Origin of the sequence: Burkholderia sp. BKH01 (assembly GCF_025685725.1) — a bacterium.
In the GTDB taxonomy this organism is placed as follows: domain Bacteria; phylum Pseudomonadota; class Gammaproteobacteria; order Burkholderiales; family Burkholderiaceae; genus Burkholderia; species Burkholderia pyrrocinia_C.
On the sequence record NZ_JAOTQT010000009.1, the window covers coordinates 24145 to 36721 of the forward strand.

Here is a 12577-nt window from a genome sequence, read left to right on the forward strand (position 1 = left end):
GATTGACGGCTTGCGGCCGACTGTCGGGCGCCGGTCGCGCCCGCATGCGTCAGTAGATAAACAGCCGGATCGTCGCCGTCGCATCGAACCGCCCGATCTTCGGCGGCCCGAACGACTTCAGCACCGCGTCCATCAATACGCTTTGGTTCATGACGTTGGACGGAAACTGCGTCAGCGTGAACTGTTGGTTGAACGGAATCGCCTTGCCCTGGCTGTCTTCGATGCCGATACCGAAATTGCTGTCCTTCGCGGGTACCAGCAAACCGTTCTGAACCGGATAGCTCGTTTCGAAGTACCCGTCGACGCGTACCGCGACGTTGCATTTCTTGGTCAGCGACAACGAAAACCGCTTGCGCGGCACCGCCGGCAGGAAGCCGTTGCCGACCGCCTGCACCTGTCCGAAATTGACGATGCCCGGTTCGGGCGTCACGAGCACGTCGACGAAACACGGTGTCGGCTTGAGGTTGCGCAGGCCGCTCAGGCGGTACTGGAAGCTCGGGTTGTACGCGTTCAGCCCGAACTCGCCGTCGAACTGGAACACCGTGTAGATATCGCTCGGCGGCTGGACCCAGTTGCCCTTCTTGCGCACGACGACCTGATAGTCGATGCTGATGCGCGTCTGCTGGCAGCGCCCGCGGTCGAAGTCGTACCTGCTGCACGGCGGCACCGAATACCCGGTAAACACGCCGCCGCCGCGATTGCTGGTCTTGTCGAAATAGTCGACGCCCTTGTAGCGGATGCCGATCTCGAGCCCCCACGCGGCAGGGTTCGTGCGATTCGGATTTGCGTAGAAATAGATGTTGTCGACGACTTTCAGGCTGCCGTCGTCACCCAGATCCTTGTAGCAATACCCTGACGTCGTGCGCACCGGCGACACCCAGATCACATAGCCGTCCGGCGCGTCGGTCGGATACGACGCAACGCCGCCGATCGGCTCGGTCAACGAAGTCGCGCCGCTGTTGGTCAGGCAGCGCAGTGCCCATGCGGGCTGCACGGCCGCGACCAGCAACACGAGTACGATCCAGCGCAACCATGCCGCCGGCGCTGCCTGACGACGCATTCCCCCGCTCATTTCTTCACGCTCTTGCAAGCCCCCGCCTCGCACGCATACTCGACCGCCACCTGGCCGCCGTAATCGTCGATATGCGTGACGAACAGCGTCGACGGCGTAGCGGCCTTGAACGGCACGTCGGCCGTGCTCATCGGGCTCACCATCACCGGCTCGATCGGCACCGGCGTCTTCTGCGCGCCCGAGCTCACGTCGACCACCGTCACGTGGTACGGCGTCGGGTTGTCGAACACCAGCTTGTGCGCGGCCGCGTCGACGCGCAGCGTCATCGGCAGCGTCCAGTCCTCGTCGCGCGCGGGCTGCACGGCCTTCGGCCGGTAGAACAGCTTCATCTGCGTATGCAGCGCGATCTGCAGCGTGTTCGGCGTATCGGTCTTCGGCGGCACTTCGCGGATGTTCAGGTAGAACACCGATTCGCGATCGGCCGGCAGCGTGGTGCCCGGCAGCTTCGCGATCCGCAGCACGTTGCGCTCGTTCGCCTCGACGCGCTGCAGCGGCGGCACGACCATCAGCGGCGACGTGATCTTGTTGCCGTTCGCGTCCTCGAGCCACGACTGCACGAGATACGGATACGTCGTGCTCTTGTTGGTGATCGTGACGATCGCGGCCTGTTCGCCTTCGTTGAAGATCACGCGCGTACGGTCCGGCACGATCGCCGCATGCGCGGCGCCCGCGAGCAGCGCGCCGGCGGTCGCGAGCGCGCACGATGCGCGGCGCGGGAAGGAAAGGGAAAGAGCGTTTTTCATCGCAGGATCCGTGAATTCATCGTTCGACCCGTGCGGCCGCTGCGTGCGACTCGCCGGGTGCCTGGCACGTCACCGGGATCGGCGTGCCTTCGAGTTGGAGCTGGTTCGGCAGCGCATCGACTGTGCAGAGCGTGCGTTCGCCCGCGCGCACCGCAAGCGTGGATTTCGGCTGAACCTGGGTCAGGAACGCGGCGCCGCCCTCGCCGACGATGCCGAGTTCCTTGCCGTTCGCCGCGTCCTGCACCGACGCACCGAACGGCAACGGCTTGCCGGCCGGGTCGGTCAGCGTCAGGTACAGGTTGCTGCCGCGCGCGGCGAAGAACTTCACGAAGCCGATCGCGCCGTCGGTCAGCACCATGCGCTGGATCGGGTTCGTCACCTGCACTTCGAGCGGCAGCTTCTCGACGTTGACGGTCGCGTCGTACACGTTGTACGGCGAGATGCCGTCGAGCACCGCATAGCCGCGCGAATCGGTATGCGTGAGCGTGCCGGACAGCGGCACGTCGGGCACGCCGTCGGTCGACACCAGCAGCCGCGTATCGCCCGCGTTGCCGTTCGCGTGCGCGGACACGCCGTACTGCGTCGCGACGAACGAACCGTCGACCTCGAGCGACGCGGCCGCATACGCATTGGCGAGCGTCGACGCCTGTGCCGTGAGCTGGTACGCCGACGAGCGCTGGCGGAAGCTCGCGTTCGCCGATGCGCGGCCGTCGGTCGCGCCCGCGTTGACCTGGTAGGTGCGGCCATCCGGATCGTCGTAGATATAACCCGCGTTCACGCTCGTGCTGCCGCTGCCCGTCGTCAGGTTCGACGTGACGGTATGGCGGCCGCCGATCGGCAGCGTCGCGGTGACCGAGAACTGGTTGCCGCTCGCGCCCGCGCTCTGCGTGCGAAACGCCGACACGCTGACGTTCAGGTTGCGCAGCGCGCCGATCGAGAACGCGCGCGTCAGCGTGAGGCCGACGCGCTGCTCGGACGAACGCGCCCAGTAGGTCGTCTGGTCGTACGAGAAATAGGTCGACGTGTCGCCGAAGCGCTTCGACATCGTCGCCGAGTAGCGCTGCTTGCTGTTGGCAAGGCCGTACGCGGTCGGGTCGCCCGTGAACTGCGCGAAGTTCGTGTAGTCGCGCTCCGAAAACCGGTAGCCGAAGAAGCGCACGTCGGCATCGAGCCCGTCGAAGTGCTTCGAATAGTTGACGCGATACGAGTTGCCGTTGCGCGTCGCGCCGTTCCACCACAGGCGTGCCCGCGCATGCGTGACGTCGGCCGACACCGCGCCGAACGCGCCGAAATCGCGGCCGACGCCGAGCGCGATCGACGTATAGCCCGATGCGGCGACGAAGCCGCCATACACCGTGACGTCGAGCGGCAGCCCGTACGCGATTTCGCCGAAGCCGAAGAACGGCGTGACGCCTGCGCCGCCGAACAGGCGCGGCTTGCCGACGGCGGCCTTGTAGCGCAACTGCCCGGTACGGGCGAGAAACGGCACGGCGGCCGTCGTCACCTGGAAGCGCTGCACGCTGCCGTCCTCTTCCTCGACGGCCACGTCGAGCGTGCCCTGCACGCTCGTGTTGATGTTCTGCAGTGCGAACGCGCCCGGCGACACGCGTGTCACGTGCAGCACACGGCCTGCCTGCGACACGGTCACGGTCGCGTTGGTGCGTGCGACGCCCGCGATCAGCGGCGCGTAACCGCGCAGCGAAGGCGGCAGCATGCGGTCGTCGCTGCGGATCGACGCGCCCGTCAGCGCGAACGTGTCGAAAATGTCGGAGCTCAGGTAGTCGTCGCCGAACGTCACCGTCGACTGGATCGACGGCAGCGCGCGAAATGCATAGAGCCGGCTGAAGCGGAACGTGCGGTCCGCGTACGCCGTGTTGCCCACGTTCGACTGCGCCTGGTAGTCGCCGCGAAAGCGCCATGCATCCCAGTTCGCGCCGATCGTCCCGTAGGCCTGGATCGAATTCGTCTGCCCGCCGCCCGCCCCGAAGTTGCGGTTCGTGTTCGCGATCACGCGATAGTCGAGCATCGCGCCCGGAATCCCTTCGGACCAGCGCTCCGGAGGCAGGTAGGTCGAATCGGTGAATTCGAGCGCGGCCTGCGGAATCGTGATCTTGAGCCGCCCGTCGCTCTTCAGGTAACGCACGGTCGCCCCCTCGATCGCGCCGAGGTCGACGCAACGCCCGCCCTGGAAGCGCGGCAGGTCCTTCGCGAGCGACGGCTTCAGCCCGAATTGCGCGACGAGTTCCGGCCGCAGGCACGGCTTGCCTGCGCCGGACGCGTCGACGGCGATGAACTCGATCGCCTGCAGCCCGTAGAACAGGTCGTTGACCTGCACGTCGAGCATGTACTCGCCCGGCAGCGTGAAGTCGGCCTGCGAGAACTGCGACAGGTCGACATTGCTCGTTCCGTCGATGTCGAGGAACGACGAATTGAATTCCGTCGCATGGCCCTGGCTGCCGACGACCAGCACGGAGACGCAAAGGAAGGAATGTCTGATTCGCACGCGGTACTACCGGAAGTCCGAGGGAGAGAAAAACGGCAGGAAAAATGAACGAGGAAGGGTGCACGCACCCTTCCCCGGTATGGCGGCTTACTGGTAGCGGACCGTGAAGTTCGCGACGCCGTCGGCGGTACCCGGTTTCACGCCGGCTGCCGTCGCCTCGTACATCGCTGCGAAGCGCGCGATGTTCGTGCCGTTTTGCAGCACGGTCGGGGCCTTCTGCTCGGCGCCGTTGTCGAGGTATTCGCCCGACGCGGCCTGCAGGCGGATGCCGACGTTGGTTGCCGAACCGATCGTGGCGAGCAGCTTCGGCTGGCCCGCGCTCGACGTGCCCGTGAACGTGAAGTACGCGTTCTGCGCGATGCTCGTGTCGCAGTCGGTCAGCTTGATGTCGAAGTTGGTCGGCGTGGACTTGTCGCCAGCCTGCTTGAACACGTTGGTCGGCACCTTGCCGAGGTTCACGGTCTGGTTGACCGAGCCCGAATCGATGCCGCATGCGCCCGCGACGATCTCGCCCGTGAAGTTGATCGTGCCGGTGCCCGCTGCGAAGGCCGAGGTCGACAGGGCCGCGAGTGCGACAGCGGTCAGGAGGGATTTTTTCATGACGTTTTCCGTGAGAATTGCAAAGGGAATGGACGACGTGGCGGATACAAAAGACAGCGTGTGGTTGGCTCCCGTCCGTCACGAGGCGGCATTATCGAGATAATCGTGAAAGTTTTTTGTAAATCATTGTCAAATATCTCTGACAATGTTCGATTTACGCCCCTTAAATCCAATTATTTCCCGATGATTTTCAATCACGCCATTTTCGTACGCAGTCCTTTTTTGCTTCATGGAACCAATTGAAGATTAACGAAATTTTTCGCAGATAATCGCCCAAACCCCACCAACCAGCTCTGGCACTGGCTCATACAAGACTCGATCCAAAAAAGACAAAACATTGTCAAATGCCGCCACCGTTGTCATGCGACAACGCCAATATCAAGTCATTTTCAACTGACAGGAAATTAACGACAGCCTTCGCCAATCGCGATTTATCGCGCAAACGATTGCGAATCGAATGCAAACGTTTTACCGCGACATTTCGCCACTCTTATTAATTCCAATACACGGATTAATCCGACCGTCAATTCCCGATCGAAAATCAGGCATTCGCGCGACCGTCGAGACGCGACATGCGGGCCTGAATGAAAGCGCTGAAAAAGGAGGATGCGCGGCGCACGTTTGCGCCGGCTGGCGACACGATCGGTCGCCGGATGCGGGCCGCTCCGGAAGATGCCCTTCCGCACTGCCCGGGGATGAAACACGGTTCGGATGACTTGCCCGACATCGGAAGGCATCGCCGATGGCGATCGGCAATGCAACGGGCAACGATGTCGATCAAAACGGGAAACGGCGACCACACGTCGAATCGTGCGGCCGCCGTCTCGTTGCCCGGCGCGCTGCGGCGTCAGGCGACACGCATCATGCGGAAGCCGCGACCTCCGCCGACGCCGATGCCGGCGCCCAGCCGCCGCCGAGCGCGCGATACAGCGCGATCGCGTTCGCGAGCCTGAGCTGCTTGAGCCGGATCAGTTCCTGCCCCGACTCGTACGTGCTGCGCTGCGCGTCGAGCAGTTCGAGATACGTCGCGACGCCGCCCGCATAACGGCGCTCCGCGAGCTTCAGCCGCGCACCGTCGGCCGTGTAGACGTCCTGCTGTGCGGCAAGCTGGCGATCGATCCAGTCGCGCGCGGCGAACGCGTCGGCCACTTCGCGGAACGCGGTCTGTACCGTCTTCTCGTATTCGGCGACCGCGATGTGCTTGCGCGCGTTCGCGACGTCGAGATTCGCGCGATTGCGTCCGCCCGCGAAGATCGGCAGCGTGATGCGCGGTGCGAACGTCCACACGCTCGTGCCGGCCGCGAACAGGCTCGAGAACGCGTCGCTGACCGAGCCGTAGTCGGTCGTCAGCGCGATGCGCGGGAAGAACGCCGCACGTGCGGCGCCGATCTGCGCGTTCGCGGCCTTGAGCCGCGCCTCGGCCTGCCGGATGTCCGGCCGCCGCTCGAGCAGCGCGCTCGGTGCGCCGGGCGCCACGGGCGCGATCGACAACGTGTCGAGCGCGGTCGCATCGCCGGGCACGTTGCGCGCGAAATCTCCCGCGAGCAACTGCAGCGCCCGCACGGCCTGCGCATGCTCGCGCTGCAGCGCGGCCTGCGATGCACGCGCGGACGCCACCAGCATCTCGGCCGAACGCAGCTCGATCGCGTCGCTCGTGCCGGCCGCGTAGCGGCGCTGCGTGAGCGCGGCCATGCGTTCGCGCGCGTCGAGCGTGCGCTGCGCCAGCGCGAGCTGCTCGTGCAGCGAGCGCTCCGATACATACGCACCCGCCACTTCGGCGATCACGCCGATGCGGACCGTGCGCTGCGCGTCGGCCGTCGCGAAATATTCGGCGAGCGCCGCGTCGGACAAGCTGCGCACGCGGCCGAACAGGTCGAGCTCGTACGCGCTGACGCCGACGCCCGCGCGATACAGCCCGCTGATCGCACTTTGGCGCACGACCGGGTCGTACTGGCGCGCGCGTTCATAGCCGAGATTCGCATCGACCGACGGCATCAGGTCCGCGCGCTGCACGCCGTACAGCGCGCGTGCCTCCTCGAGCCGGCCGGCCGCGATCCGCAGGTCGCGGTTGTTCGCGAGCGCCGCGTCGATCCACGCCTGCAGCGCCGGATCGGTGAAATACGCATGCCAGTCGTCGAGCAGCGCGGCATCGGACGCCGCAGCCGCAGCCGCAGCCGCAGCCGCAGCCGCAGCCGCAGCCGATTCGGCAACCGGCGCCGCGCTGCCGTCAACTGGCGCATAGGTCGCCGGCACCGGCGCCGCCGGCCGCTCGTAGCGCGGCGCGAGCGAACAGCCGGCGAGCGCGAGCGCCGCGGCCAGCGCGAGCTGCGCCCGCAGTACGGCGCGTGCATTCAGCGCAAACGTCATTGCGATCCCTCCATCGTCGCCGGCTGCGTGCCGCCGCGCCGGCGCGGGCCGACGTCGAACAGGCGGCCGACGATCACGAAAAACAGCGGGACGAGGAACACCGCGAGCACGGTCGCCGTGATCACGCCACCGAGCACGCCGGTGCCGATCGCCATCTGCGCGCCGGACGCGGCGCCCGACGCAAACGCGAGCGGCAGCACGCCGACGCCGAACGCGAGCGACGTCATCACGATCGGCCGCAGCCGCAGGCGCGCGGCCTCGAGCGCGGCGTCGACGAGCGACATGCGCTGCGCGACCAGATCCTTCGCGACTTCGACGATCAGGATCGCGTTCTTCGCGGACAACCCGATCGTCGCGATCAGTCCCACCTTGAAATAGATGTCGTTCGGCATCATCCGCAGCGTGACGCCGAGCACCGCGCCGATCACGCCGAGCGGGACGACCAGCATCACCGCGAACGGGATCGACCAGCTCTCGTAGAGCGCCGCGAGCGCGAGGAACACGACCAGCACCGACAGCGCGAACAGCATCGGCGCCTGCGCGCCCGACAGCCGCTCCTCGAACGACTGCCCCGACCACGCGTAGCCGATGCCGGCCGGCAGCTTCGCGGCGATCCGCTCGATCGCGGTCATCGCCTCGCCGCTGCTGTGGCCTGCCGCGGCCGAGCCGTTGATCGTGAACGACGGATAGCCGTTGTAGCGCGTGAGCTGCGGCGGCCCCATCGTCCAGTGCAGCGTCGTGAACGCCGCGAGCGGCACCATCTCGCCGCGCGCGTTGCGCACGCGCAGCTTCTTCACGTCGTCCGGATCGAGCCGGTGCAGCCCGTCGGCCTGCACGACCACGCGCCGCACCTGCGTGCCGTGCATGAAGTCGCCGATATAGTCCGAGCCGAACATCACCGCGAGCGTCGTGTTGATCTCGTCCATCGACACGCCGAGCGCCGAGGCCTTCGCGCGATCGATGTCGAGCTTCAGTTGCGGCGCGTCCTGCGTGCCCGCGAACATCAGGTCGGTGAGCGCGCGGTCCTTGCCGCCCGCCGCGAGCAGTTGCTCGCGCGCGGCGCTGAACGTCGCGTAGTCGAGCCCGCCGCGGTTTTGCAGCCGGAAGTCGAAGCCGCTCGACGAGCCGAGATCGGGCAGCGCCGGCGAGTTCATCGCGAACACCGTCGTGTTCGGCGTGCCCGCGAAGCGCTCGTTGATGCGCGCGACGATCGACTGCACATGATCGCGCTCGGCCTTGCGCTCCTTCCAGTTCTTCAGCGTGACGAAGATCATCCCGCCGTTCGGCCCTTCGCCGTACAGGTTGAAGCCGCCGAGCGCGAACGTATACGCGGCCGGCTCGTCGTTGCGGATATACGACTCGACCTCGCGCACGCTCTGCATCGTTTCCGCGAGCGGCGTGCCCTGCGGCCGGATCACCATCACCATGAAGTTGCCCTGGTCCTCATCGGGCAGGAACGCGGTCGGCAGTTGCGTGAGCATCAACGCCGCGGCCGCGGTCAGCGCGCCGTACACGACGAGCCAGCGCAACGGCTTCTTCAGCATCGCGCCGACTCGCGTCGCGTAGCGCTGCGTCGCACGCGCGACGAAGCGGTTGAACCAGCCGAAGAAACCGCGCTTCTCGTGATGGTCGCCGGACACGGGCTTGAGCAGCGTCGCGCACAGCGCGGGCGTCAGCGACAGCGCGAGGAATGCCGAGAAACCGATCGACACCGCGAGCGACAGCGCGAACTGCCGATAGATGTTGCCCACCGCGCCGCCGAAGAACGCCATCGGCACGAACACCGACGTCAGCACCACGGTGATCCCGACGATCGCGCCGCTGATCTGCGTCATCGCCTTGACGGTCGCGTCGTACGGGCCGAGCCCTTCCTCGACCATCAGCCGCTCGACGTTCTCGACCACGACGATCGCATCGTCGACGAGGATGCCGATCGCGAGCACCATCCCGAACATCGTCAGCACGTTGATCGAGAAGCCGGCCGCATACATCACGCCGAACGTGCCCGCGAGCGCGACCGGCACGACGAGCGTCGGGATCAGCGTCGCGCGCAGGTTCTGCATGAACAGGAACATCACGAGGAACACCAGCACGCCGGCCTCGATCAGCGTCGTGACGACCTTGTTCATCGACACGCGCACGAACGACGACGTCTCGTACGGAATCTGGTATTTCACGCCCGGCGGGAAGTATGCGGACAGCTCGTCCATCGCCGCGCGCACGCGCTTCTCGGTGGACACCGCGTTCGAGCCCGGCGCGAGCTTGATGCCCATCCCGGTCGCGACCTTGCCGTTCACGTACGACGGATAGTTGTAGTCGTTGCCGCCGAACTCGACGCGTGCGACGTCGCGCAAGTACAGTGCGGAGCCGTCGGCCTGCGTGCGCAGCGCGATCGCGCCGAAATCGGCCGGCGTCTTCAGCGGCGCGTCGGCGAACACGGTCGCCGCGATCGGCGCGCTGGCCGGCACCGCGCTGCGGCCGATGTCGCCAATCGTCACGCGCGCGTTGTGCGCGCGCACCGCCGACGCGATGTCCGACGCGGTGAGGCCGTGCCCGGCCATCTTCACCGGGTCGGGCCAGATCCGCATCGCATATTCGGCGCCCCAGAACTGCACCCTGCCGACGCCGTCGACGCGGCGCAGCGCCTGCACGACGTTCGCCGATGCATATTCGCCGAGCTGCACGTCGGTCATCCGGCCGTCGTCCGACGTCAGCGACACCACGAGCTGGATGTTGTCGGCAGCCTTCTCGACCTGGATGCCGTCGCGGCGCACGGGCTCGGGCAAGCGCGCCTCGACCGTCTTCAGCCGGTTCTGCACCTCGACGGCCGCGAGATCGGCGTTCACGCCCTGCTTGAACGTCAGGTACAGCGACGCCATCCCCGCGCTGCTCGTCGCGGACGTATACATCAGCCCCGGCGCGCCGTTCATTTCGCGCTCGATCAGCGCCGTCACCGATTCCTCGACGACCTGCGCGGACGCGCCCGGGTACGTCGCATAGATGCTGACGACGGGCGGCGCGATGTCCGGGTACTGCGCAACGGGCAGCGCGCGGATCGCGAACGCGCCGCCCAGCATGATGAAGATTGCGATCACCCACGCGAAGACGGGGCGATCGATGAAGAAACGTGCCATGGTGGTTTGAACCGGTCAGGTTTGACGGGCGGCCGCCTGCGAAGCGGCCGCTGCCGGCGCCGCCTTCGACGGCGGCGCCTTCTCGACGGGCTTGACGGCCGTATCGGGCGCGAACTGCGCGGCGTTGTCGACGATCACGCGCTCGCCGCCCGTCAGGCCGCGCGTGATGCGCCAGTCATGGCCGCTCATCTGGTCGGCCGCGACCTCGACGTCCTTGACCTTGCCGTTCGTGCCGACGACGCGCACCGACGTGCGATCGGTCGTGCGCAGCAGCGCGTCGCGCGGCACGAGGATCGCCCGCTGGTCGACCGCCGTGTCGAGCGCGATCCGCACATACGCGCCCGGCAGCAGCTCGCGCTCGGGATTCGGGAACAGCGCGCGCATCGCGACGGTATCGGTGGTCGGATCGACCGCGAGATCGCTGAACAGCAGCTTGCCCTTCAGCGGATACGCGGTGCCGTCGGCACGCAACAGCGTCACCGCGATGTCGTGCTGCGCAATGCCGGTCGCGCGCCCGCTCTGCACCGCGCGGCGCAGAGCGTCGACGTCGGCGGCCGGCTGCGAGAAGTTCACGTAGATCGGATCGAGCTGCTCGACGGTCGTGAGCGGCGTCGCCTGGTCCTGGCCGACGAGCGCGCCTTCGGTTACGAGCGCGCGCCGTGCGCGGCCCGCGATCGGCGCGGTGACGGTCGCATAGTCGAGCTGCAACTGCGCACGCGCGAGCTCGGCCTTCGCGGATACAACCCCGGCTTTCGCCTGCGTGTCGTCGGCAACGGCCTCGGTATGGTCGCGCTCGCTGACCGCGCGGTCGCGCACCAGGTCGTCGTAACGGCGGCGCTTGTCGCTCGCCGCGAGCGCGGCCGCCTGCGCCTTCGCGAGCGCACCCTGCGCGGCGTCGCGCGCCGCCTTCAGCGGTGCGGGATCGATGCGGAACAGCACCGCGCCCTGCTTCACTTCCTGGCCTTCCTCGTAGGTGCGCGCGGTGACGATGCCCGCGACCCGCGCGCGCACTTGCGCCTGCCGGTACGCATCGAGCCGGCCCGGCAATTCGACGGTCATCGGCACGGCCGTCGGGCGTACCGTGACGACCGTCGCCTGCTTCGCGGTCTCTTTCTCCGCGTCCTGCCCGCCCTTGCCGCATCCGGCCACGACGAGCGCGGCCGCCAGCGTGAGCGGCGCCAGCCGGCGGCAACGCGACAGGAAGCAATTGTTGTTATTCATGGTGACCTCGGATCGTTCGCCGCCGATAAAATGCGGCGGCTCAGGGTGGCCGATTATAATCAGTCATGACTGATTAAATAAACGCTGTTTCGATCTGATCGCCACGCTGTCTCAATAAAACGACAGTGAATTGTAAGGAAACTCACGACATGGCCCGCAAGACCCGGGAAGAATCGCTCGCCATCAAGCACCGGATCCTCGACGCCGCCGAGCTCGTACTGCTCGAGAAAGGCGTCGCGCAAACCGCGATGGCGGACCTCGCCGAGGCCGCCGGAATGTCGCGGGGCGCCGTCTACGGCCACTACCGCAACAAGATGGAAGTGTGTCTCGCGATGTGCGACCGCGCGTTCGCGCGCACGTCGGAAGGCTTCGACGCGGGCGACGGCCTGCCGCCGCTCGCCACGCTGCGGCGCGCCGCGTCGCACTATTTGCAGGAATGCGGCGAGCCGGGCCCAATGCAGCGCGTGCTCGTGATCCTCTATACGAAGTGCGAGCAGAGCGAGGAAAACGGCGCGCTGCAACGGCGCCGCATGCTGCTCGAGCTGCAGATGCTGCGGATCACGAAGGCGCTGCTGCGCCGCGCGATCGCGGCCGGCGAACTCGCCGCCGATCTCGACGTGCACCTGGCCGCTGTCTATCTCGTGTCGCTGCTCGAAGGCGTGTTCGCGTCGATGATCTGGACCAACCGGCTGCGTGGCAATCTGTGGAACGACGCCGAAGCGATGCTCGACGCCGGCTTCGACGCCGTCCGCACGTCCGCCGCGCTGCGCGGTCGCGCGCAAAAATTGCCGAACTGACGAAAATCGTCGTAACTAATGCTGATTTAACCCGATTTACCGCACTGCGAAACGAATGAGCTGACCCCCTTTAAAATTTTTAACGTTTCGCGGAACATCGGTAGACTGACGCTGTCATCTTTCTTTAGCGTCTTCGTGAT

The 12577-nt window shown here is 66.5% G+C and carries 8 protein-coding genes; 1 reads left to right on the forward strand and 7 read right to left on the reverse strand.

Annotated elements, in window-relative coordinates:
• Window positions 1-49: 49 nt before the first annotated feature.
• From OEJ37_RS15690 to OEJ37_RS15720, 7 genes are all read right to left on the reverse strand, one after another.
• Entirely contained in the window at window positions 50-1072 is a 1023-nt protein-coding gene (locus OEJ37_RS15690) for a fimbrial protein (RefSeq protein ID WP_174418748.1), read from the reverse strand.
• Window positions 1069-1815: a molecular chaperone gene (locus OEJ37_RS15695; RefSeq protein WP_263344795.1), complete on the reverse strand. Its 747-nt coding sequence runs from the start codon at window positions 1813-1815 to the stop codon at window positions 1069-1071. The genes OEJ37_RS15690 and OEJ37_RS15695 overlap by 4 nt, the downstream gene beginning before the upstream one ends.
• Before the next feature lie 16 nt (window positions 1816-1831).
• Entirely contained in the window at window positions 1832-4285 is a 2454-nt protein-coding gene (locus OEJ37_RS15700) for a fimbria/pilus outer membrane usher protein (protein WP_263344885.1), read from the reverse strand.
• A 120-nt stretch (window positions 4286-4405) separates the two neighbouring features.
• On the reverse strand, window positions 4406-4918 hold the full coding sequence (locus tag OEJ37_RS15705) for a fimbrial protein (RefSeq protein WP_263344796.1): 513 nt from the start codon (window positions 4916-4918) through the stop codon (window positions 4406-4408).
• Between the two features lie 861 nt (window positions 4919-5779).
• On the reverse strand, window positions 5780-7285 hold the full coding sequence (locus OEJ37_RS15710; RefSeq protein WP_263344797.1) for an efflux transporter outer membrane subunit: 1506 nt from the start codon (window positions 7283-7285) through the stop codon (window positions 5780-5782).
• Window positions 7282-10419: a multidrug efflux RND transporter permease subunit gene (locus tag OEJ37_RS15715; RefSeq protein ID WP_263344798.1), complete on the reverse strand. Its 3138-nt coding sequence runs from the start codon at window positions 10417-10419 to the stop codon at window positions 7282-7284. The genes OEJ37_RS15710 and OEJ37_RS15715 overlap by 4 nt, the downstream gene beginning before the upstream one ends.
• A gap of 15 nt (window positions 10420-10434) precedes the next feature.
• Window positions 10435-11640: a MexX/AxyX family multidrug efflux RND transporter periplasmic adaptor subunit gene (locus tag OEJ37_RS15720; protein ID WP_263344800.1), complete on the reverse strand. Its 1206-nt coding sequence runs from the start codon at window positions 11638-11640 to the stop codon at window positions 10435-10437.
• Between the two features lie 149 nt (window positions 11641-11789).
• On the opposite strand from OEJ37_RS15720, the gene OEJ37_RS15725 reads away from it, so the two are divergent.
• Window positions 11790-12437, forward strand: a complete 648-nt coding sequence (locus OEJ37_RS15725; RefSeq protein WP_174418752.1) for a TetR family transcriptional regulator — start codon at window positions 11790-11792, stop codon at window positions 12435-12437.
• Window positions 12438-12577 lie beyond the last annotated feature (140 nt).